19 protein-coding genes are annotated in these 23,697 nt (G+C 60.1%); 12 read left to right on the top strand and 7 right to left on the bottom strand.

All coding sequences use genetic code 11. From position 1 onward, the window contains the following. Positions 1–143: 143 nt before the first annotated feature. The 5 genes from ACM6I5_RS11120 to ACM6I5_RS11100 all read right to left on the bottom strand — a co-directional run bounded on the left by ACM6I5_RS11120 (position 144) and on the right by ACM6I5_RS11100 (position 5,016). A complete protein-coding gene (locus ACM6I5_RS11120) occupies positions 144–608 on the bottom strand; it encodes a MaoC family dehydratase (RefSeq protein ID WP_414883825.1) in 465 nt (154 codons plus the stop codon). 21 nt (positions 609–629) lie between these two features. Continuing rightward, entirely contained in the window at positions 630–794 is a 165-nt protein-coding gene (locus tag ACM6I5_RS11115; protein WP_414880462.1) for a hypothetical protein, read from the bottom strand. Between the two features lie 147 nt (positions 795–941). Continuing rightward, positions 942–2,024: an AI-2E family transporter gene (locus ACM6I5_RS11110; RefSeq protein ID WP_017338809.1), complete on the bottom strand. Its 1,083-nt coding sequence runs from the start codon at positions 2,022–2,024 to the stop codon at positions 942–944. 75 nt (positions 2,025–2,099) lie between these two features. Further along, positions 2,100–2,735 carry a response regulator transcription factor gene (locus tag ACM6I5_RS11105; RefSeq protein ID WP_414880464.1) on the bottom strand — a complete coding sequence of 212 codons (636 nt, stop codon included), beginning with the start codon at positions 2,733–2,735 and terminating at the stop codon, positions 2,100–2,102. 4 nt (positions 2,736–2,739) lie between these two features. Further along, positions 2,740–5,016, bottom strand: coding sequence for a PAS domain S-box protein (locus tag ACM6I5_RS11100; RefSeq protein WP_017338807.1), 2,277 nt, complete (start codon positions 5,014–5,016; stop codon positions 2,740–2,742). A 230-nt stretch (positions 5,017–5,246) separates the two neighbouring features. Here ACM6I5_RS11100 and ACM6I5_RS11095 point away from each other — a divergent pair, with 230 nt between their 5' ends. From ACM6I5_RS11095 to phaR, 6 genes are all read left to right on the top strand, one after another. Beyond that, on the top strand, positions 5,247–6,869 hold the full coding sequence (locus ACM6I5_RS11095) for an acyl-CoA synthetase (RefSeq protein WP_017338806.1): 1,623 nt from the start codon (positions 5,247–5,249) through the stop codon (positions 6,867–6,869). Positions 6,870–6,995: 126 nt separating this feature from the next. Then, the gene (locus ACM6I5_RS11090) at positions 6,996–7,322 is read left to right on the top strand and encodes a DUF485 domain-containing protein (protein WP_031318916.1); all 327 of its coding nucleotides are present in this window, start codon (positions 6,996–6,998) and stop codon (positions 7,320–7,322) included. Continuing rightward, positions 7,322–8,983 (top strand): cation acetate symporter, encoded by a 1,662-nt coding sequence (locus ACM6I5_RS11085; protein WP_414880466.1) that lies wholly within the window; start codon positions 7,322–7,324, stop codon positions 8,981–8,983. Before ACM6I5_RS11090 ends, ACM6I5_RS11085 begins: the two co-directional genes overlap by 1 nt. Positions 8,984–9,043: 60 nt before the next feature. Further along, the gene (locus ACM6I5_RS11080) at positions 9,044–10,816 is read left to right on the top strand and encodes an acyl-CoA dehydrogenase C-terminal domain-containing protein (RefSeq protein ID WP_414883824.1); all 1,773 of its coding nucleotides are present in this window, start codon (positions 9,044–9,046) and stop codon (positions 10,814–10,816) included. 127 nt (positions 10,817–10,943) lie between these two features. Further along, positions 10,944–12,212 carry an OprD family porin gene (locus tag ACM6I5_RS11075; protein ID WP_414883823.1) on the top strand — a complete coding sequence of 423 codons (1,269 nt, stop codon included), beginning with the start codon at positions 10,944–10,946 and terminating at the stop codon, positions 12,210–12,212. A 276-nt stretch (positions 12,213–12,488) separates the two neighbouring features. Then, entirely contained in the window at positions 12,489–13,010 is a 522-nt protein-coding gene (gene phaR, locus ACM6I5_RS11070) for a polyhydroxyalkanoate synthesis repressor PhaR (protein ID WP_414880471.1), read from the top strand. Between the two features lie 38 nt (positions 13,011–13,048). On the opposite strand, the gene phaP is transcribed toward phaR, so the two are convergent. Then, a complete protein-coding gene (gene phaP / locus ACM6I5_RS11065; protein WP_017338800.1) occupies positions 13,049–13,618 on the bottom strand; it encodes a TIGR01841 family phasin in 570 nt (189 codons plus the stop codon). Positions 13,619–13,860: 242 nt separating this feature from the next. Between phaP and ACM6I5_RS11060 the strand changes: the two genes are divergently transcribed. Next, entirely contained in the window at positions 13,861–16,245 is a 2,385-nt protein-coding gene (locus tag ACM6I5_RS11060; protein WP_414883822.1) for a DUF3141 domain-containing protein, read from the top strand. 153 nt (positions 16,246–16,398) lie between these two features. On the opposite strand, the gene ACM6I5_RS11055 is transcribed toward ACM6I5_RS11060, so the two are convergent. Then, positions 16,399–17,436, bottom strand: coding sequence for an AraC family transcriptional regulator (locus ACM6I5_RS11055; RefSeq protein WP_017338798.1), 1,038 nt, complete (start codon positions 17,434–17,436; stop codon positions 16,399–16,401). Positions 17,437–17,717: 281 nt separating this feature from the next. On the opposite strand from ACM6I5_RS11055, the gene phbB reads away from it, so the two are divergent. The 5 genes from phbB to ACM6I5_RS11030 all read left to right on the top strand — a co-directional run bounded on the left by phbB (position 17,718) and on the right by ACM6I5_RS11030 (position 23,692). Further along, positions 17,718–18,464 carry an acetoacetyl-CoA reductase gene (gene phbB / locus ACM6I5_RS11050; protein ID WP_017338797.1) on the top strand — a complete coding sequence of 249 codons (747 nt, stop codon included), beginning with the start codon at positions 17,718–17,720 and terminating at the stop codon, positions 18,462–18,464. Between the two features lie 57 nt (positions 18,465–18,521). Further along, a complete protein-coding gene (locus ACM6I5_RS11045; RefSeq protein WP_414883821.1) occupies positions 18,522–19,700 on the top strand; it encodes an acetyl-CoA C-acetyltransferase in 1,179 nt (392 codons plus the stop codon). 99 nt (positions 19,701–19,799) lie between these two features. Continuing rightward, positions 19,800–21,503, top strand: coding sequence for a class I poly(R)-hydroxyalkanoic acid synthase (gene phaC, locus ACM6I5_RS11040; protein ID WP_414883820.1), 1,704 nt, complete (start codon positions 19,800–19,802; stop codon positions 21,501–21,503). Between the two features lie 147 nt (positions 21,504–21,650). Beyond that, complete coding sequence (locus tag ACM6I5_RS11035; protein ID WP_017338794.1) at positions 21,651–22,304, top strand: hydrolase; 654 nt, start codon at positions 21,651–21,653, stop codon at positions 22,302–22,304. A 65-nt stretch (positions 22,305–22,369) separates the two neighbouring features. Further along, the gene (locus tag ACM6I5_RS11030; protein WP_414883819.1) at positions 22,370–23,692 is read left to right on the top strand and encodes an OprD family porin; all 1,323 of its coding nucleotides are present in this window, start codon (positions 22,370–22,372) and stop codon (positions 23,690–23,692) included. The last annotated feature ends 5 nt before the right edge of the window (positions 23,693–23,697 follow it).

Here is a 23,697-nt window from a genome sequence, read left to right as displayed (position 1 = left end):
AACCATCAACGGCAGTTTGATAGTTATGACGGGGGCGGTAATGAGCATTTTCCAAGGTCTTGTATTTGCTTGACCCGTGTCGTTAGCTTCCCGGATTACTGACTGACCGGTAAATGCAACTGCCAATCCTTCGGAGTGCCACTTCAATCCTCTGCCGGTCTTCTGAACACCAGCAACTTCCCGGTGGCGCGCTGCACCACCTTGTCGTTCTGGTTCAACGTTTCCATGAACAGCGTCACCACGCCCCGATCCGGTTTGGTGGCGGACGGTTCGATGGCCTGCACGGTGCTGAACAGGCGCAGCACGTCGTCCGGATAAGTCGGCGTCGGCCAACTCAGCTCGATGCCCAGGCCAATGATGCCGTCCGCCAGAGGCACGCTGGCCACCAGCATTTTCATGGTCAGGGCAGCGGTGTTCCAGCCGCTCGCTGCCAGGCCGCCGAACAGGCTCAACCCGCCCTCTTCGGCGCTCAGGTGAAAGGGTTGCGGGTCGTACTCGCGAGCAAAGGCCAGCATCGCTTCCCGGTGGACGCGAACAGGGTCGCTTTCAAATTCCTGACCCAGGCTCAGGTCATCGAGGTAGAGTTTTTCCCAGGAATGCGCGGTCATGATTCATTCCTCCGCAATGCATTACGAATAGTCGATGTCGGCTTCGACATAGCCATGAACGTACTGGGCGGCAGGCAGGCCACCGCTGACCTCCACGTTGTAGTCGTGTCGACGTAGCAGAAAGTCTTTACCGAAGTAGAAATCCTGCACCGCGCAATGCGTGGCGATGTTCTCGGGAAAGGTCACCCGCAAGCGTCGCCTGAGTCAGCCCTTTCATTGCCCAGAGCGAGCCACCGGTCACGAGGGTGGCGCTTACGTGGCTGAAGCCGTTCCAGCGCTCCAGCCCTCCGTGGGCGGTCAGTACCTGATTCAGCAGATCATCACCCTGCGCATTCATTCTTGCGGCCCTGGCCGATCCCGTACCCATTGCCAGAATAATTGATACGCGACCGCCAGCACTACCGGGCCGATGAACAGCCCGAGAATCCCGCCAGTGACCATGCCACCCAGGGCGCCGATCAGAATCACCGGCATCGGCACATCGACACCGCGCCCCAGCAGCAAGGGCTTGAGTACGTTATCCACCAGGCCGGCAACGAAGACATAGATTGCAAAGACAATCGTCGCCGTGCTGGCACCTTCCGTGGCGAACACAAAGGCAATCACGGGGAGCGTAATCAAGGTTGCCGGCAACTGCATGATTCCGAGCAGCAGCACCCCCAGTGCGAGCAACCCGGCACCGGGAACCCCCTTGAACACGAAACCCAGGCCTACCAGCAGCATCTGGATGAAGGCGATGCCTACCACCCCCAGTGCGACCGCACGAATCGTTGCGGTGCAAAGCCCGGCGATCTTCGCCCCTTTTTCCGGGCCGATGATGCGGGAGGCTATCTGGACCGAGCTGCGGTAACCGTTTTCACCATAGGCCATGAAGATCCCGGCGATGATCAAGGCGAAAATGAACATCAGGAAACCCATGCCGACACCGGCGAGTTTGCCCAACAGGGTGAGGCTGATGCCTTTGATTTGCGGAATGTACTTCTCTGTCAGGCTCGGAAGATCGGTGTAAGCCTGTAGCCAGAGGGCCGACAGTGGCTTGCCCACCAATGGCCATTCGGCGACTGAATCGGCGGGCGGCGGAATGTGGAAACCACCGTTCTTGATCACGCTGATGGCGTGCTCGACCGAGTCGGCAATCGAGATGCCCATCAGATAGATCGGCACCATCAGGATAAGGATGGCGACCAGTATGATCAGCGTCGCAATGCGCCCTTCCTTTTGCCCCAGCGGCCCCTTCAGCCGTTCTTGCAGTGGGTAAAGGGTGATCGCCAGGATCAGCGACCACAGCATCAGGTCGCGGAACGGGCTGAAGATCTGGAAGCAGAACAGCACCAGAACGGCGATCAGCCCGGCCCGGATAAACACATCGAGCAGCGTGCGCGTCAGCTTTGTTTCGGATAAGGACGTGGGTTCCATGGCAGCCTCCCTGATCACTGCAACGGTACAGGATCGGTTAGCCCAGCATAGACGTTCGGCGGAAAATGCGAGGGTTCAACGCAGTTTCAATGGATCAACCAGTCCGGCGGCAATGGCCATGCCGACCAGGTCCGGCAGGGTATTGGCCTGCATGCGCTTCATCACGCGTGAGCGGTAGAGGTCGACCGTTTTCGCGCTGACCTCCAATTGTTCGGCGATTTCCCGGGTGGTATAACCCTGCACCAGCGGCAGCAAGACGTCCCGCTCCCGTGGGGTCAGCGTGAGCAAGCGCGCCTGCAATGCTTCATGCCCTTGATTGCCCGAACGGTGGGTCGCGCAATTGCTGAGGGCCTGTTGCACGCTGTCCAGCAGCAATTGTTCGTTGTAGGGCTTTTCTATGAAGTCGTGAGCGCCAGCCTTGAACGCACGCACCACGATCGGGACATCGGCGTGACCGCTGACGAAGATGATCGGCAAATTCAGTTCGCGCAAACGCATTTCTTCCTGCACGTTCAAGCCGCCCATGCCAGGCATGCGCACATCCAGCAGCACACAGGCCGCCAGACTGGCGTCGCAGGCATTGAGGAACTCGACGCCACTGGTGAACGGCAACGCCTTGAGGCCGACCGACTCCAATAACCAGACCGTCGAATCGAGCATGCCTTGATCGTCATCGACCACATACACCACGTGCTCCGCCACACCTGCCATTGCATTATTCCTGTTGTTGTTTTGTTGGGCCGGCAAGCGGCAAGCGACAGCACATCAGCAGCCCGACCGGTTGGCGCCGGGCCTGCAATTCGCCGCCGAAACCTTCAATGATGCTGCGACTCATGGACAAGCCGAGCCCCAGGCCATCGGCCTTGCTGGTATAGAACGGGGTAAAGATCTGCTCCAGTTCCGGCTCGCTCACGCCAGGGCCCTGGTCTTGCACATTGATGTCCACACTGGCAGCACTGCCCTGCCCCGCCGTCATCACGATCAACGAAGGCTGGCCGGGATGTTGTTCGCGGTTGGCATCGATGGCATTGCGCAGCAGATTGAGCAGGACTTGTTCCAGCAACACCCGGTCGGCATAAACCGGCGGCAGATTATCCGGCAGTCGATCCTCGATTGTCACTTGGCAATTGCTCGCCTCCCAGTCGCACAAACGCACGGCTTCGCGGGCGACATCGGTGACATTCAGCGCCTGCATGCGACGCTGGCCTTTGCGCAAAAATGCCCGCAGACGTCGGATCACTTCCGAAGCATGAGTGGCGTGGTGGGTGATGCGCTCCAGGCCTTGTGCCACCCGGGCGGCGGCCTGGGGATTGGAATCCACGGTCTGCAAATAGCGCTGGCTGGCATTGGCGTAATTGACCACGGCGGCCAGCGGCTGGTTGATTTCGTGAGCGATACCCGAAGCCAGTTCACCGAGGGTGACCAGGCGCGCGGTGTGCGCCAGTTCATCCTGATGGCGACGTTGTTGCACTTCGCGCAATTCACGTTCGGTCATGTCCCGAGCGACCAGGGAATAGTAACGCTCGCCACCTGCTGAACGGTGCGCCAACAGCACCAGCGACACTGGCACCGACGCGCCGCCACCCGGTGGTTGCAAACGCGCATCGGTGCTCCAGACGCCGTCGCGTTCGGCGCCGCTCCAGCCGTCACGTTGCAGGCGTGTCAGGTCAGCGCTGGCGAACAGTTCAGCCAGGGTCGGCATCGGCTGTTGCTCGCCAATCCCGAGAATGCGTCGTGCCGCCGGGTTGAGGTAGGTAACTTGCCCTTCGGGGGCGATAAACAGCACCGGGTCAATGTTGGCCTCGACGACTTCGGCCAGGCGCCGTTTGTTCTCTTCGGCCTGCACCCGGGCGGTAATGTCCCGGGACACGCTGACCACCTCGACCACCGTGCCAGTGTAGGTTTCACGAATCGCCCGGCTGGCGGTTTCGAACCACAGGTAATGCCCGTCCCGATGGCGAATGCGGTACGTCATCGTGTGATAACCATCCTGCTCAAGCGCATCGCGGGCGCGCTGCATCAGGCTGGCCAGTTCCTGGCCATGGAACAGGCCCTGGGCCATTTTTCCGCGCAATTCTTCCGGCCAGTAACCGAGCAATGTCCAGGAGGCGGGCGAGGCATCGAGAAAACAGCCGTCCGGTGTGTGCCGGGAAATCAGGTCGGTGGTGTTCTCGATGATCAACCGGTACAGCCGCCGCGCCTGGGCTGCTTCGCGTTCGGCCAGCACTTGCGTGGTGGCGTCGCGACAACGGGCGAGCACGCGGTTGTCCTGGGGATCGGGAATGAACGTCCAGATCAGGATCTGCGCCTCGAACTGTGCTTCGACCCCTTCAATGGCCCGTTGCTGGTCCAGACACGCGCGTACCAGCACCCGATGATTGACCGGCAGAAATCCCAGCACGTCGGTCAGCGGCTTTTCGGCCAGTAGCGCCAGCAACGCCGCGTTGAATTCCTGCGGCCGCCCCTGCGCATCGAGTAACAGGCTCGGCTGTGGATCGTGGCCCAACAACGGCGAGCCGCGCAGCATGCCGTTGACGCTACTGAGCAAGGTCGTCAGCAAATCCTGCACCCAACCCAGCCAATCGAAACTCACACCCTCGCACACTTCCACCAGCAACAGGCCCGCCTGCCCAGGCGTCAACGCCAGATCAAATACCTGACCATGGCTGATCGCGGCGCGGCGCAGTCGGCCGGCCAACCAGCAATCCAGTCGCCGTACTTGCGCGAGATCAAGGCGCCCCGCTTCCAGCAGCCGATCGAACAACAACTGATCGCTGGCCTGCGACGGGTCGCCCTGGCCCGGTGGAAAATGCTGGGCCGCGCCTTCGTGGCTGTAGATCCGCGCCTGGGGTTGCCAGCTCAGGTAAACCGCGCGACGCACCTCGGGGCAATCCTGCAACGCACGGCACAATGCATCGGCCCGGGCGGCCAGAGAAACGCCCTCGCGCTGCAGGCGCAACCAGCTGTGCAATCGAACGGGAGTCAGGGTCATCACGGGTCCGCTTGGTTGGGGAAGCCAAGGATATACCGGCCTTGGCGATATGACTGCAGTCATTTAGATCAGCAAGAATCAAATATAGTATATGTACTATAAGCTATAGGTTGTACTTCCATATTTGTGGTGGATTGTTATATAAAGCAGGCCGGACATAAAAGGTGACCTCAGCGGCTACGCTGAAGGGCCACCGATAGAGCTAACAATCAGCCACCGAGTACCCGCACATGTCGATCTATGAACAGGGGCTAAGCCCTTCGGCTGTCAATCACATCGCCCTGTCTCCGCTCAGTTTTCTTGAGCGTACGGCCAACGTTTACCCAGACTACCCCGCCGTCATCCACGGCTCCATTCGCCGTACCTGGGCGCAGACCTACACCCGTTGCCGACGCCTGGCCTCGGCGCTGGCCGGTCGCGGCATCGGCAAGAACGATACCGTGGCGGTGATGCTGCCCAACATCCCCGAAATGCTCGAAGTGCATTTTGGCGTACCGATGATCGGCGCCGTGCTCAACCCGCTCAACGTACGCCTGGATGCCGAAGCCATTGCCTTCATGCTCCAGCACGGCGAAGCCAAGGTGCTGATCACCGACCGCGAGTTCCATAATGTGATTCATGCCGCTATCGGCATGCTGGATCACCCGCCGCTGGTGATCGACGTCAACGACCCGGAGTACGGCGAAGGTCAGGCCGTCAGCGATCTGGACTATGAAGCCCTGCTGGCCGAGGGCGATCCGGCATTCGCCTGGCAATGGCCAGTGGACGAGTGGCAAGCCATCTCGTTGAACTACACCTCCGGCACCACCGGCAATCCGAAAGGCGTGGTCTATCACCACCGCGGCGCTTATCTGAATGCCTTGGGCAACCAGATGACCTGGGCCATGGGCAATCACCCGGTGTACCTCTGGACCCTGCCGATGTTCCATTGCAACGGCTGGTGCTACCCGTGGACCATCACTGCGCTGGCCGGTGTGCATGTGTTCCTGCGCCGGGTCGATCCACAGAAAATCCTCACGCTGATCCGTGAACACCAGATCACCCATCTGTGCGGCGCGCCAATCGTGCTCAATGCGCTGGTCAACATGCCGGAATCGGCGAAGGCCGCCATCGATCATCCGGTCAACGCCATGGTCGCCGGTGCTGCACCGCCGGCCAAAGTCATTGGCGCCGTGGAAGAAATGGGCATCAAGGTCACCCACGTCTACGGCCTGACCGAAACCTATGGCCCGGTGACGCTGTGCGCCTGGCATTCCGAATGGGATGAACTGCCGCTGGAAGAACGGGCGCAGATCAAATCCCGCCAGGGTGTGCGCTACCCGACGCTGGAAGGCGTGATGGTCGGCGACTCGAAGACGCTGGAGCCGACCCCGCGCGACGGTCAGACCATCGGCGAAGTGTTCATGCGCGGTAACACCGTGATGAAGGGCTACCTGAAAAACCCGACGGCCACCGCTGAAGCGTTCGAGGGTGGCTGGTTCCATACCGGCGACCTGGCGGTGTGTCATCCCGACGGTTATGTCGAAATCAAGGATCGCCTCAAAGACATCATCATTTCCGGTGGCGAGAACATTTCCACCATCGAACTCGAAGGCGTGCTCTACCGCCATCCAGGTGTGATGGAGGCCGCAGTAGTCGCCCGTCCCGATGAAAAATGGGGCGAAACGCCCTGCGCCTTCATCACCTTGAAGGCTGATCACCAGGACGTTCGCGAAGCCGACATCATCGGTTTCTGCCGCGAACACCTCGCCGGTTTCAAAGTCCCGCGCACGGTGATTTTCACCCTGCTGCCGAAGACTTCTACCGGCAAGATTCAGAAGTACGTGCTGCGCGACAGGGCCAAGGCTCTCTAACCCTCACCCACGTTTCACCTATCAGGCGGCAGGTGCCTTACCTGCCGCTTCGGGCTCGTGCACGCCGGATTCGGCCTGCACGGCCGGCCACCTCACACCGATAACAACAACAATGTGGAGCGCACCATGATCGACATCCATGCAACCGATACCCAACGCTGTGAACGTATTCGGACCAACCCGAAATTCCTTCAATTGGTCAGCAGCCGTTCGCGCCTGGCCTGGTCGTTGAGTGCTGCCGTGCTGGGCACTTATTACCTGTTCATGCTCGTGGTGGCGTTTGCCCCGCAGTGGCTGCACGCACCGCTTGGCGAGCATCGGATGTTGACCCTGGGCATGCCGGTTGGCGCGGCGATCATCATTTTTTCCTGGCTGTTGACCGGCTGGTATGTCTACAGCGCCAACACGCGCTTCGACGCGCTGGGCGCCGCCATTCTTGAGGAGAGCAAGTGATGCGTAAACTCATCCTCGCCGCAGCGTGCCTGTTGCCGGCTTCCGCTGTGCTCGCCGCACCCGCGTTGGGCACCATAGAAAAACAACCGCTGAACCTGCATGCCATCGGCATGTTCTTCCTGTTCGTCCTCGGCACGCTGGCGATCACCTGGTGGGCTGCACGCCAGACCAAATCCACGTCTGACTTCTACACCGCCGGCGGTGGTATCACCGGGTTTCAAAACGGCCTGGCGATTGCCGGTGACTACATGTCCGCCGCCACATTGCTGGGGCTGTCCAGCCTGGTGTTCGCCAAGGGGTACGACGGTTTCATCTACACCATCGGCTTCTTTGTCGGCTGGCCGATCATCACCTTCCTGATGGCCGAACGCTTGCGCAATCTGGGGCGCTACACCTTTGCCGACATCGTTTCCTATCGTCTGGACCAGAACAAAGTACGGATCTTCGCCGCGTTCGGTTCGTTGACGGTGGTGTGCTGCTACCTGATCGTGCAGATGGTCGGTGCCGGCCAGTTGATCAAATTGCTGTTCGGTCTCGACTACCCGGTAGCCGTGATGATCGTCGGCGCGTTGATGCTGGTGTATGTGATTTTCGGCGGGATGATCGCCACCACCTGGGTACAGATCATCAAAGCCGTGCTGCTGCTGGCCGGCGGCACGACCCTCGCGGTCATGGCCATGTCGCAGTTCGGCTTCAGCTACGAAACCCTCGCCACCAAAGCGGTCGAGGCGCATGCCAGCGGCTGGAACATCATGGGCCCCGGTTCAATGCTCGCCGACCCGATCAACACCGCTTCGATGTCCCTCGGACTGGTGTTTGGTATCGCCGGCCTGCCGCACATCCTGATGCGTTTCTTCACTGTGCCCAACGCCAAGGAAGCGCGTAAATCGGTGTTCTACGCCACAGGGTTCATCGGTTTCTTCTTCCTGGTGGTGTGCACCCTGGGCTTCGCCGCGATGGTGATCATCGGTACCGATCCGCAGTACTACGTCAACGGCGAAGTCGGCGGTGCCTTGATCGGCGGCGGCAACATGGTCGCGATGCATCTGGCCAAAGCGGTGGGCGGCAACCTGTTCTTCGGGTTCCTCTCGGCCGTGGCCTTCGCCACCATTCTTGCAGTTGTCTCCGGGTTGGCCCTGGCCGGTGCTTCGGCGATTTCCCACGATCTTTACGCCACCGTGTTCAAGAAAGGCAAAGCCACCCAGAAACAGGAAATGCGCGTGACCCGCATGGCCACCGTGGGCCTGGGCGTCATCGCGATTCTGCTGGGCATTCTGTTCGAGAAGATGAACGTCGCGTTCCTGGTGGGCCTGACCTTTGGCATCGCCGCCTCGACCAACTTCCCGGTACTGATCATGGCCATGTACTGGAAAGGCCTGACCACCAAAGGCGCGATCATCGGCGGTTTCGCCGGCCTGATCTGCGCCCTGGTGCTGGTGATCCTGTCCCCGGCCGTGTGGGTGACCGTGCTCGGTCATGCTCACGCGATTTTCCCTTACGACCACCCGGCGCTGTTCTCCATGCCGTTGGCGTTCCTGGTGATCGTCGTCGTGTCCCGCCTCGACCGCAGCGTGCGGGCCGACAAGGAACGCGATGCCTACGCCGACCAGTTCGTGCGCGCCCAGACCGGTCTTGGTGCTGCCGCCGCTTCCAGTCATTGATTGAAAGACACGGCGCCCGGTTGCGGCGCCGTGCACAACCGTCCTGTCGAGGTTCACGTTATGCCCGAATTCAAAGCCCCTCTGCGCGACCTGCGCTTCGTCCTGCATGAAGTGTTCGACGCCCCTGCCCTGTGGGCGCGCCTGCCTGCCTTGGCTGACAACATCGATGCCGACATCGCCGACGCAATCCTTGAGGAAGCGGGGAAAGTCACCGCGCACCTGATTGCACCCTTGAACCGCAGCGGCGACGAAGAAGGCGCGCAGTGGCATGAAGGCCAGGTCACGACGCCGATCGGCTTCAAACAGGCTTATGCGACTTACATCGAAGGTGGCTGGGTCGGTTTGTCCGGTAACGCCGAATACGGCGGCATGGGCATGCCGAAGATGCTGGCGGTGCAGTTTGAAGAGATGCTTTACGGCGCCAATTCAAGCTTCGCGTTGTACTCGGCATTGAGCTCCGGTGCCTGCCTGGCACTGGATGCCCACGCCAGCGACAGCTTGAAAGAGCTGTACCTGCCGCCGATGTACGAAGGTCGCTGGGCCGGTTCCATGTGCCTGACCGAAGCCCATGCCGGTACCGATCTGGGACTCATCCGCACCCGCGCCGAACCTCGGGCCGACGGAAGTTACAGCATCACCGGCAGCAAGATCTTCATCACCGGTGGCGATCAGGACCTGACCGAAAACATCATCCACCTGGTGCTGGCCAAACTGCCCGACGCACCGGTGGGGCCAAAAGGCATCTCGCTGTTTGCGGTGCCCAAAGTGCTGGTCAATGCCGACGGTTCCCTCGGTGACGCCAACGCCGTGAGTTGCGGTTCGATCGAACACAAGATGGGCATCAAGGCCTCGGCCACTTGCGTGATGAATTTCGACGGTGCCAGCGGCTGGCTGGTGGGCGAAGCCAACAAAGGCCTCGCGGCGATGTTCACCATGATGAACTACGAACGCCTGTCCATCGGCATTCAGGGCATTGGCTGCGCCGAAGCGTCCTACCAGAGCGCCGTGGCCTACGCCCGTGAACGTATCCAGAGCCGCGCCCCGACCGGCGCCATGGCCCCGGACAAAGTCGCCGATCCGATCATCGTTCACCCCGACGTGCGCCGCATGCTGCTCAGCATGAAAGCCATGACCGAAGGTGGCCGCGCGTTCGCCAGTTATGTCGGGCAGCAGCTCGATCTGGCGAAATTTTCCGATGACGCGCAAGAACGCGACACCGCGCAAACCCTGGTCGCCCTGCTGACACCGATTGCCAAGGCCTTCTTCACCGACACCGGTCTGGAAAGCTGCATCAACGGCCAGCAAGTGTTCGGCGGCCATGGCTACATCCGCGAATGGGGCCAGGAACAATTGGTCCGCGACGTGCGCATCGCCCAGATCTACGAAGGCACCAACGGCATCCAGGCGCTGGACCTGCTCGGGCGCAAGGTGCTGGCTGACAACGGTGCCGCGCTGCGTCAGTTCACCGGAGAGATCCGCCATTTTGCCCACCAGCCTGACGCGCCCTACTCCGCGCAACTGTTCGATGCCGTGCAGCGCCTGGAAGACCTCAGCGACTGGTTACAGGACCGGGCGGCGACCAACCGCAACGAAGTTGGCGCCGCTTCCGTGGAATATCTGCACCTGTTCGGTTATGTCGCTTACGCCTGGCTGTGGGCGCGCATGGCACAGGTGGCCCAGCAAAAACGCGGCGAAGACGAAGCGTTCTACGGGGCGAAGATCGCCACCGCCGACTTCTACATCCACCGCTTGCTGCCGCGCATTTTGAGCCTCGAGCAGTCGATTCGCGCCGGCAGCGCCTCGTTGTTCGGTCTGAGTGCCGAGCAGTTCTAACGATTGAACCGCACGCGGCGCCACGCTCCTCTCTTTTCGGTGTCCGCGTTTTTTATTGACAAGCCCTCGCCCGGTTGGCGAGGGTCGCACAAGCCGTCATTCCATAATAAAAACAAAGGGGCTTCACATGGATCGCAACACCCGCATTCTCGCTACCCGACTGTTGCTGGCCGGTGGCGTCATCAGCCTCTCGGCCCCCGCCGCTGCTGACTTTATCAAGGACAGCAAGGCCAGCCTCGAGCTGCGTAACTTCTACTTCAACCGTGATTACCGTCAGGCCAACGCGGCGCAATCGAAACAGGAGGAATGGGCGCAGGGTTTCCTGCTGCGCTACGAATCCGGCTTTACCGAGGGGATGATCGGGTTTGGTTTCGATACGATCGGCCTGCTGGGCGTCAAACTCGACTCCAGCCCGGATCGCGCCGGTTCCGGTGTGCTCCAGCGTCATCGCGATACGCGCAAAGGCGCTCAGGACGAGTACGGTGAACTGGGCCTGACCGCCAAAGTGCGCGCCTCGAAAAGCACGCTGAAACTCGGCACGCTGCTGCCCAAGCTGCCGACGGTGCTGGCTAACGATTCACGGTTGTTGCCGCAAACCTTCAAGGGCGGTCAGTTGACCTCCCTGGAAATCGAAGGCCTGAGCGTGGATGCCGGTCGACTGACGCAGGTCAACCAGCGCGACTCCTCGGACTACGAGGACATGGGCATCACCCGTACCGGCGCCAAGGGCATCACCAGCCGCCATCTGGATAGCGACAGCTTCGATTTCGCCAGCCTCAACTACAAATGGACCAGTAACCTCGCCACCGGCTACAGCTACGGTCACCTCGACAATTTCTACAGCCAGCACCTGGTCAACCTGACCTATGTGTTGCCGGTCACCACCGGCCAGTCGTTGAAGACCGACCTGCGCTTCGCCCGCTCCACCGATGATGGCGGCAGCAATGTCGATAACAACGCCGTCGGTGCGATGTTCACTTACAGCCTTGGCGGGCATGCGTTCGGCCTGGGTTATCAGGGCATGAGTGGCGACACCGGGTATGCGTACGTCAATGGCACCGATGCGTTCCTGGTGAACTTCGTGCAGATCGGCGACTTCGCCAGCAAGGATGAAAAATCCTGGCAGGCCCGTTACGACTACAACTTTGCTGCCGTCGGTATTCCCGGCCTGACGTTCATGACCCGCTACATCACCGGTGACAATATCGACCTGGGCGGCAACCGCCCGGAAGGCAAGGAATGGGAGCGTGATACCGATATCGGGTATGTCGTGCAAAGCGGGCCGTTGAAGAACGTCGGGGTAAAATGGCGTAATGCGACCGTTCGCTCGACCAATTTTGGCAGCGATCTTGATGAAAACCGTTTGATTGTCAGCTACACGTTGCCGATCTGGTAAGCGATTCAGGTTTCACAAAGGGGACTCGCTTTGCGGCGCAGTCCTCTTTTTTTTTCGGATTTTCGCTGTGATTGCGGGCCTCTTCGCGAGCAAGCCCGCACACACATTAGATCTTCAGTGTTCGCAAGTCCCCTGTGGGAGCGGGCTTGCTCGCGAAGACGGCTTCAGAAGCACTGAAGATGTTGAACCTGGCATCCCTCCCCCGACACCATCCCGCGGCCGCAGCCATTGTAGGTTAAGATGCCTGAAAACCAGGCTCGCCACGAGACGCCCCGCATGCCAGATAACAGTCGGAACACCCCCCGCCTGATCAAGAAGTATCCCAATCGCCGACTGTATGACACCCACACCAGCAGTCACCTGACCCTGGCGGACATACGCCAGTTGGTCGTCGACAAGATTGCGTTTCAGGTGGTCGATGCCAAGTCTGGCGAGGATCTGACGCGCAGCATCCTGCTGCAAGTGATTCTGGAAGCCGAAAGCGGCGGTGAGCCGATATTCACCAGCGACATGCTGATGGGGATTATCCAGTTCTACGGTCCGTATCAGGGTGTACTGGGCAGCTACCTGGACAAAAGTATCCAGACCGTCATCGACATCCAGTCCCAGACCGGTGCGCAATCGTCCGAAGCGTGGAGCGACTTCATGCATCAACAGGCACCGGTCATGCAGGACCTGATGCGCCAGTATGTCGACCAGTCCAAGGCCTTGTACCTCAATACCCAGAACCTGTTCGGCATGTTTGGCGCCAAGCCCGGCACCGATAACGGGCCGAAAAAAAATGGCGATGGGGAATAAACCCATCGCCATTTCTTGTGCCGCCGGCCTGATTTGACTTACTTGTTACCGCTGGTGGTCTTGGCGCTGGCTTCTGGCGCCGCTTTGGCGGCAGCGGCAGTGGCGGCGTCAAAATTGCTCTGAGCCACATCGGAAGCCTGTTTCACGGCTTTCTGTGCGCTTTCAAACACTGTGCCGGCATTCGCCAGGCCCGACTTGAATGCAGCCACTACAGGCTCGGAGCCGGCCGGTGCATGCTTGCTGATCGACTCAACAAACTCATTCACCTGCTGGGTACCAGCCTCGACCTGACTCGACGTCAGTTTGGCGATGTCCGACTGCGTACCCACGATCAGCGCCTGAACCTGACGATTGAACTCGGCCAGGCGTTCGCTTTGCGCGCTCGGCTGGGTGAACGATGCCTGCAAGTCAGCAAAGCCTTGGGCATCGCGCACGGCGAGCAATTTGCGAACGCCTTCGAAATGTTCTTCGGTGGAGTCGCGCAGTGCCTTGAACTGCAGCTGGCTCAGCTGTTCAACGCTGGCGAACACTTTGCCGCTGATTTGCTGCAGCAGGTCGAGGTTGGCTTTCTGAGCGGTTTGCAGATTTTCCGGGTTGAAAAAAGACATGCTTGGATCTCCTGGTACGGGAAGGCCCGGATGGGCCTGAGGACGCGATAGCGATCCTGCCAGTCATCGCGCCGAATTGATATTGCAGTGCACAAAACCATTTGGCAATGGCTATTTTGTGCGGCGCACAATAAAGTTCGCTTCCTCGACTGATATTCCCTATACACTCGTGAAAATCGAATGGCCGGCTTGGCTTCTATTAGTCAGGGCAACATTCCCACGCATGGCGTCAGGAGTTCACGATGGGTCAGGAAGAAAATATTGCGCTGCAAGATGAAGGGCTTTCAGCCCCGTCCGGGTTGTTCGAGCACCTGAACCATCTCCAGCGCCTCAACACCCTCAACGTTCTCGACGCCGTGCAACAGCGCCAGGCCAAAACCTACGCGCCTTCCAGCCTTGGGCTACTCACCCAGCCGAACGCCGCTGACTGGCAGGAATACCTCACCGACCTGGGCCAACGCAGCGTGCTGTTCTGGGACACCTTGCGTCAGCGTGGCGACAACACCCTGGCCCACGAACGCGCCGGGTATCCGCTGCTGCTCAAGTTCGATCATGAAACCCTGATCGCCGGCGAAGACCTGCTTCGCCCGGTCAACTACTCGTTGCTGCAGATCCTCGCAGGGCCAGGGCAACGGCTCGACAGCAAAAAACAGCCGGTGATCATCATTGACCCACGCGGCGGTCACGGCTCGGGGATTGGCGGTTTCAAGCAGGATTCAGTCATCGGCGAAAGCCTGCGCGCCGGCCATCCGACCTACTTCATCTCGTTCAGCCATTCGCCATGCCCCGGGCAGACCCTGGCGGACATCGTTGAAGCCCAGGCGCGGTTCCTCGAAGAAGTCAGCGCGCGACATCCCGCCAGCGCAAAACCTGTGGTGATCGGCAACTGCCAGGCCGGCTGGGCATTGATGGGCCTGGCGGCGACCCGCCCGGAACTGCCAGGACTGATCATCGTCAATGGTGCACCTTTGTCGTACTGGGCCGGCGTCAACGGGCGCAATCCGATGCGCTACACCGGCGGTTTGCTGGGTGGCGGCTGGATGGCGCGCCTGGGCAGCGACCTGGGCAATGACCGTTTCGACGGCACCTGGCTGGTGAGCAATTTCGAAAGCCTCGACCCGGCCAACACTTGGTGGGGCAAGTACTACCACCTGTTCAGCGAAGTCGACAGCGAAGCCCCGCGCTTTCTGGACTTCGAACGCTGGTGGGGCAGCCCGACCCTGCTCAATGGCGAAGAGATCGAAATGATTGTCGACGACCTGTTCATCGGCAATCAGCTGTCCGGCGGCCTCGGGCGCAAGAGCAGCGGGCTCGACCTCAAACGCATCGAAGTGCCGGTGGTAGTGTTCTGCTCCTATGGCGACAACATCACCTCGCCACAACAGGCGCTGGACTGGATCACCGACGTCTATCCCAGCGATCTCGCCCTGCAAAATGCCGGTCGCACAATCGTTTACCTGCGGCACGCGAGCATCGGTCACCTGGGTATCTTCGTGTCGGGTGAAGTGGCGCGGCGTGAACACCGTGAGTTGCTGGGCGCGGTCGACGCGATCAATGAGTTGCCGGGCGGACTCTATGAAATGCTCATCGATGACCTGCCGGAAAACTCGGATACGCCGTACGCCGTGCGTTTCGAGCGAAGGCGTATCGCCGACATCCACGGTAAAGTGCAGCCGCCCCGTGACGACGATCGCGAGTTCGCACTGGTCGAACGTGCCTCTGATTTCAACAACACGCTTTATGACGGATTTGTACGGCCGTGGTTGCGTCAGTTGATCAACGAGCCGACCGCCGAACTGATGCGCAAGGCCCACCCGTTTCACCAGCAACAGGTGATGTGGAACAGTATGAACCCGGGGCTCTGGTGGCTGGCGGGCAGTGCCGCTCAAGTGAACAAGGAGCGACATCCCGCCAGCCCATCCAATCCGTTGCTGGCCTGGCAGGAACTGTTTTCCAACCAGATACAGGACGCCTTGAACGGCTATCGGGACCTGCGTGATGCCGCTCAGGAGATGAGTTTTTATGGCGTGTATGGCGTCCTCAATAGCCTCGCCGGCAATACTCCGGGGCGAGATCTCCAGGCGCATGCCAGGCAGCATGATAAAGCCCTGACCGAACGCCTTCAGGACGCCCTGCCCCTTGGTGGTTTGATGGAAGCCTTGATCCGGATCCTGTTCCTGTTGGGCCGCGACGGCGATGAACCGGGCAAGCAAAGCGTCGAGAAACTGATCCTGCAACTGCAAGTACTGCTGCAGGACTACAGCGCCGAGCCGCTGGACCTGCGTGAAACCCTTCGCCTGCAAAAACTGCTGGTTGCCACCCACCCTCAGGAAAGCCTGGACAGCCTGCCCCTGATGCTGGGTGCGGTCGAAGAACGCCAACAAGTGCTGGCGGCTGTCGCCAATTTGCTGCCGGAACTGCAGACCAACGGTGCGGACAACCCGTTCTGGTGCGAGCTGCACACGCTGCTCGATGTGCCGCTGCCGGGGTTCAGCCTGACCCGCTCACCCGGCGAAGCCGATCCGGTTCCAGTGGTTAGCCCTGAACCGATCGCGCCAGTAACGCCGGCAAAAACGCACAAACCCGCAAAGGGCAAAAAAGGCGCGAAGAAACCTCCCGCACCCTGATGAGCAACCTGTGGGAGCGGGCCTGTGTGTGTGTGTGGCGAGGGAGCTTGCTCCCGCTGGGTCGCGAAGCGGCCCCAAAATCCTTGCGACTGCTTCGCAGCCGAGCGGGAGCAAGCTCCCTCGCCACACTCAGGCCCGCTCCCGCAGGGAAAGTCACACCGGCGCGGCTTCCTCGATCTCAAACGATTCATCGGACCGGTACTGCCCCGGTGTCATGCCGAACCAGCGGCTGCAGGCTTTGTTGAAGCTGCTGTGATCATGAAAACCAAGGAGATACGCGACATGCTTCATGTTGAAGTGAGAATGACGCAGGTAGAAATCCGCCAGTTGTCGACGCACCGCGTTCAGCACGTCCCTGAATTGTGTCCCTTCCTTTTCCAGCGCACGTTGCAGTGTTCGTTTGCTGATGTTCAACGCCGCCGCGATCGATTCCATGTCGCACTGCCCCTGCCCCTGACTCAAGCGCTCGGTAATCAGCGCGCGAATCCGGCCGACAATGCAAAAACCGAACAGCAGGTCCAACTGCGCCTCGGCGAAGCTGTCATGCAGCACCGCCAACGCTTCGTTGGCCATGCTCAAAGGCCGCATCAGCTCCTCCCGGTCAAACAAAATGCTGTCGTAAGCCGCGTCGAACTGCAGATTGCAGCCAAACAGCCGCTGATGCTCGGAGATGTCTTCGGGCTCGGGATAAGTGAACTCAACGCTCAAGGGTTGCGGTGCGTTGCCGCCCGACAGCTTGCGACAGAAACCCAGCAATGATGCCAGCCCGGCATCGGTGTATTGCCGCGGCTTGACCGACCCCTGCTGTTGATGGTCGAGCCCGGACAGACGGTAATGTTGCTGTTCCGAAGTAAAGAAAAGGCTGAACCCGGTGCCAATCAACGGACTGAAACGGACCAGGCGTTCAAGGGCTTTTTTCAGATTCAGGCTGGACATCATGGTGTAGCCCACGATCTGAAAGCTGCCGGGGTGGAAACTGCCATAGGCCCGTAGGCCAATGTCCGGATCGCCCGAGGCCTCAGCGGCCAGTTCCCAGAGTCGATAGATGGCCTTTCGCTCGCAAAACGCTCCGGGTTTATTGGCGAGATCAATGTCTAGTCCAGCCTCCCGACACAGACTGGCAACATCCAGTCCTTGAGCCGAGAGCGTATTTACCAGCACGCTGGCATAGCCTGAACTCATTTTATACATGGCGTCCTCAATGACCTGTGGAACCGGACATCCTGTCCGGAGCCATGACTGATCTGCGATGAATCAAAATTCTAACGGGTGATGTCGTTGCCAATATTGATCCCAGTATAGGTAGTCCTCACCTTTAGCCACTGTTTCAGGCCATTCGTCGCATCGGAGTCGCCAAACCGCGCATGGCACCGTTGGACACCACACCGTCACCTCCCAACACTTCCGCATCCCCTGCCAATACCGAACAATCGCCCATCTTGCAGCGCAAAAACAAAAAAGGATTGGAGCTTATGAAGTCGCTTGGTCGTATTGCGTTGGTCACGGGTGGTATGGGTGGGATTGGCACGGCCATAAGCCAGCGCCTGTACAAGGAAGGATTCAAGGTCATCGTCGGTTGCAGCGCCGATTCCGCCCGCAAGAACGACTGGATTGCCACCCAGCTGGCAGCGGGTTACCAGTTCGAGTGCATCTACGGCGACATCACCGACTGGGAGTCGACGCGCAAGGCTTTCGAGACGGCCCACGAACAATTCGGAGCGGTGGACGTGCTGGTCAACAACGCCGGCATTACCCGTGATGCGTCCTTTCGCAAACTGACCCCCGAAGACTGGAACGCGGTGATCGGCACCAACCTCAGCGGCCTGTTCAACACCACCAAACAGGTGATCGAAGGCATGCTGGCCAAGGGCTGGGGACGGGTCATCAACATTTCTTCGATCAACGGTCAACGCGGCCAGTTCGGCCAGACCAATTACAGCGCGGCCAAAGCCGGCATCCACGGTTTCACCATGGCACTGGCGCGGGAAGTGTCCGGCAAGGGCGTGACCGTCAACACCGTCTCGCCGGGTTACATCCAGACCAGCATGACCGCCGCCATCCGCCCGGACATCCTCGACACCATGATTGCGGCCACCCCGGTCGGGCGCCTCGGCCAACCCGAAGAAATCGCTTCGATCGTGGCCTGGCTGGCTTCCGATGAATCGGGCTACAGCACCGGCGCCGACTTCTCGGTGAACGGCGGCATGAACATGCAGTAGACCGATCAGGGCACGGACGCCCTGCTCCCGCAGGACAAAATTTTAATGAGGTCATGCATGAACGAAGTCGTAATCGTTGCCGCTACTCGTACCGCCATTGGCAGTTTTCAGGGTGCCTTGTCCGCGATTCCAGCCACCGAGCTGGGTGCCACAGTGATTCGCCGTCTGCTGGAAGAAACCGGTCTGGACGGCGCGCAGATCGATGAAGTGATCCTCGGCCAGGTCCTCACCGCAGGCTCGGGACAAAACCCGGCACGCCAGACGGCGATCAAGGCCGGCCTGCCCTTTACTACCCCGGCCCTGACCCTGAACAAGGTCTGCGGCTCGGGCCTCAAGGCCGTGCAACTGGCTGTTCAAGCGATCCGTTGCGGCGACGCCGAACTGGTGATTGCCGGCGGCCAGGAAAACATGAGCCTGGCGCCCTATGTGCTGCCCAAGGCACGCACCGGGCTGCGTCTGGGTCATGCGCAATTGCAAGACAGCGTGATTCAGGACGGTTTGTGGGACGTTTTCAACGACTACCACATGGGCATCACCGCTGAAAATCTGGCCACGCGGTACAGCCTCACCCGCGAAGACCAGGACGCCTTCGCCGCCGCCTCGCAACAGAAAGCGGCTGCCGCCATCGAAGCAGGCTACTTCAAGCGTGAAATCACGCCGATCCTGATCCCTCAGCGCAAGGGCGATCCGCTGGTGTTCGATACGGATGAACAACCGCGCCCGGGCAGCACGCTGCAAGCCTTGAGCAATCTGAAACCGGCGTTCCAGAAAGACGGCAGCGTGACCGCCGGCAACTCGTCGACCCTCAACGATGGCGCCGCCGTGTTGCTGCTGGCCAGCGCCACCACGGCCCAGGCCCTCGGCTTGCCGGTGCTGGCACGCATCAAGGCTTACGCCAGCGCAGGCGTCGACCCGTCGATCATGGGCATCGGCCCGGTTCCGGCCACCCGTCTGGTGCTGGAGAAAGCCGGCTGGAGCCTGGACGACCTCGACCTGATCGAAGCCAACGAAGCGTTCGCCGCGCAATCACTGGCAGTTGGCAAGGAACTGGGCTGGGACACCCGCAAGGTCAACGTCAACGGTGGCGCGATTGCACTGGGCCATCCGATCGGCGCGTCGGGCGCGCGGATTCTGGTGTCGCTGGTGCACGAACTGATTCGCCGTGACGGCAAAAAGGGCCTGGCCACGTTGTGCATTGGCGGCGGCCAAGGCGTCAGTCTGGTCATCGAACGATAAGACGAAACACAGGACTGCTTGCTTGACTGCTGACGCGGTGCCGAATTCCGGCACCGCGGTTTTTTTCTGCCCGGTTTACTGATGTGGGCAAGGAGTTCCATGGACAATAACGCGCACACCTTCAATACCTTCTGGTCCGGCCAGGTTCCGTTCATTGCCTCCTTTGCAGTGCAACAATTACGTTTATGGGTCAGCACCAATCCGTGGTTTACCGGGCAGGAATACAACGAGTGGTTCGACTTGCCGCGCGACACCCTGGACAGCCTCCAGTCGGACTATCAGCTGCAATGGGCGGACCTCGGGCACCGGCTAATGAGCGGCCAGCCCTTCACCTTTGAGGATCGACGTTTTGCCAGTGGCAACTGGCGCGAGCCGCTGTTCGGCTCCCTCGCCGCGTTTTACCTGCTGAACGCCGGGTTCCTGCTCAAACTGCTCGACAAACTGCCGATCAAAGACAAGAAACCCCGCCAGCGCCTGCTATACCTCGTAGAGCAAGCCATCGCCGCGGGTGCGCCGAGCAATTTTCTGGTGAGCAATCCCGATGCCCTGCAGCGGGCCGCGGAAACTCAAGGCGCCAGCCTGCTCACGGGCCTGTTGCACCTGGCCAGCGACCTGCAGGAAGGCAAGATGCGCCAGTGCGACAGCGGCGCCTTCAAGGTCGGCGTCGACCTGGCCAGCACGCCCGGCGAAGTGGTATTCGAGAACGACCTCTTCCAGTTGATTCAGTACTACCCGCAAAGCGACACCCAATACCGGCGACCGGTATTCATCGTCCCGCCGTCGATCAACAAGTACTACATCCTTGACCTGCGCCCGGACAACTCGATGGTTCGCCACCTGTTGCAACAAGGTCATCCAGTGTTTCTGATGTCGTGGCGCAACTTCGATCAGGCACATGCAGGCACCACGTGGGACGACCTGATCGAAACCGGCATCATCAAAGGCCTGCAAGTGACCCGTGAAATCAGCGGCGAGCAACGGCCCAATTGCGTCGGTTTCTGCATCGGCGGCACGCTGCTGAGCACCGCGCTGGCGGTGCTGGCGGCCCGCGGTGATCGCGAAATCGGCAGCGTGAGCCTGTTGACCACGTTCCTGGACTACCTCGACACCGGCCCTATCGACATCTTCGTCGATGAGCAACTGGTGGCTTACCGCGAGCGCACCATCGGTGGCGTTGACGGCCCCATCGGCCTGTTCAAGGGCGAGGACATGGGCAACACCTTCTCACTGTTGCGCCCCAATGATTTGTGGTGGAACTACAACGTCGACAAGTACCTCAAGGGCCAGAAGCCGATCCCTCTCGATTTGCTGTTCTGGAACAACGACAGCACCAACCTTCCCGGCCCGATGTATTGCTGGTATTTGCGCCACACCTATTTGCAGAACGATCTGAAATCCGGCGAGCTGGACTGCTGCGGCGCCAGGCTCGATCTGCGCGCCATCGACGCGCCGGCGTACATCCTCGCTACCCATGACGATCACATCGTGCCTTGGCGAAGCGCCTACGCCAGCACCGAACTGCTGTCCGGCACCAAGCGCTTCGTGCTGGGTGCTTCGGGGCATATTGCCGGGGTCATCAACCCGCCCGCCAAGGAGAAGCGCCATTACTGGACCAATAACCGGGTCACGAAAAACCCCGATACCTGGTTCAAGAATGCCGAGCAACAGCCCGGCAGCTGGTGGATCGACTGGTTCGCCTGGCTCGCCGAACACGGCGGCGAACGCCAGCCTTCGGCGCCGCACACCGGCAATACGCAGTATCCTGCACTTGAATCGGCCCCCGGTCGGTACGTGATGCAATGATGGACTGTCCCGTGCGATAGCTTTTATTGCGCGGGGCGGCGCGGTGATCCCGCCCCGCAAGAAAGTCAAAACACAGCACACCGGTTCAATATCCCCGAATGAATTTACGCAACCATGGCCTCCTCACTCACCCGTAAGGACCTCGCCATGGCTATCGCAAAAGCAGTTCCCGGCAAAACCCTGCTGACCCCGACCGACCACACACTGATCATGATCGACCACCAGTCGCAGATGTCCTTTGCGACCAAGTCGATCGACGCCGTGACCCTGCGCAACAACGCCGCGCTGGTGGCCAAGGCTGCACGTGGCTTCAAGGTCTCGACCATCCTCACCACGGTTGCCGAGAAGAGCTTCTCAGGCCCGATCTTCGACGAAATCAAATCGGTATTCCCGGAACACAACGTCATCGACCGTACCAGCATGAACACCTGGGAAGACGAGCGCATCGCCGTCGAAGTCAACAAGATCGGCAAACAGAAAATCGTCCTCGCCGGCCTGTGGACCTCCGTGTGCATCGTCGGCCCGGCGCTGTCGGCCATCGACCAGGGTTTCGAGGTCTATGTGATTGCCGATGCCTGTGGCGACGTCAGCACCGAAGCGCATGAAATGGCCATGCAGCGCATGATCCAGATCGGCGCGCGGCCGATGACCTCGCTGCAATACCTGCTTGAACTGCAGCGCGACTGGGCACGTACCGAGACCTATGACGAAACCGTGAAAACCTCGATTGCCAACGGTGGTTCCTACGGTCTGGGGCTGATTTACGCCAAGACCATGTTCGGGGCTTCGGAAGGCCACTAAGCGGTTTCCTTTTAATAGCAAGCGACTGTGGACATTCCGCAGTCGCTGGTGCGTGGTCATTGACGATGAAGTTTCGCAAGCAAGATCTTCGCGCCGGGTTGCCCTTCTGGTTATCGATGCTGTTCGCTGGAACAGCCCTGGCTGATGAACCCGCACAAGGGTTTCTGGACGGCGCGACGCTTGACGTGCTCAGCCGCAACTTTTACCTCAATAGCGATTACCGATCCCCTTCGCCGACAGGCAAAAGCTATAAAGCGGAATGGGCTCAAGGCTTTATCGGCGCTTTTGAATCCGGTTTCACACCCGGTACGCTTGGGTTTGGCCTGGATGCTCATGCCTTTTTGGGATTGAAACTGGATGGCGGCAAGGGGCATTCCGGGACTGGATTGCTGCCCGTAAATGATGACGGTCGTAGCGAAGGCAACTACTCCAGTGGCGGTGGCGCGCTGAAAATCAGAGCCTCCCGAACCACCTTGGCCTTCGGTGAAATGATGGTCGAAACCCCGGTATTCGACACCGCGGACAAACGCCTGCAACCGGAATACGCCACAGGCTTGCTGCTGAACAGCCGCGAAATCGACGACCTGAATCTGGTGGCCGGTCATTTCACGGCGTTCAAGAACCAGGACAGTTCTTCGGGCAAAGGCGACTTCTATGGCTATGGCGCCAACACCGAGGCTGGCGGCATTACATTTCTCGGCACCGACCTGTTCACCCAACGCCCCGTCGGCGGTGCGCTCTACGCCTCCGAACTCAGCGACACCTGGCGTCAGTATTACGCCAACCTGCACCTGAAGCAGCCCGGGGTATTCCTCGACGCCAATCTCTACCATACGCAGGACACCGGCAAAGCGCTGGCCGGCGCCATCGATAACACCGCGTTCAGTCTCTCGGGCAAGTACACCGTCGCTGCACATGCCTTCACGCTGGCGTATCAAAAAATCACGGGCGACACGCCATTCGATTTTGTCGGCGGCGATTCGATCTACCTGGCCAACTCGATCAAGTACGCCGACTTCAACGGCGCCAATGAACGCTCATGGCAGGCACGTTACGACCTCGATTTGGGCACCTTAGGGATTCCCGGCCTGAATTTCATGACGCGTTACGTCATGGGCAGCCAGATCGACGGCACCCATGCGCCCAAGGGCGGCGCCTACAACCCTTTTGATGAGTCCGTCGGTGACTACATGCCGCAACAAGGCGATGGCGGCCGGCATTGGGAGCGCGACATAGACCTGCGCTACGTCGTGCAGTCCGGCACGGCCAAAGGATTGTCCCTGCAATTGTCCCATGTGTCCCATCGAGCCAACACCGCCCAGGCAGGCGATGACATCGACCGGGTGTACGTGGTCATCCAGTACCCGCTGAACTTCGGGCATCTGTGAAGGGA

This window comes from Pseudomonas sp. IT-P171 (assembly GCF_949767765.1).
In the GTDB taxonomy this organism is placed as follows: Bacteria; Pseudomonadota; Gammaproteobacteria; order Pseudomonadales; family Pseudomonadaceae; genus Aquipseudomonas; species Aquipseudomonas fluorescens_B.
The sequence above is the reverse complement of the archived record's forward strand: the minus strand, read 5'-3'. Positions and strand labels throughout refer to the sequence as shown.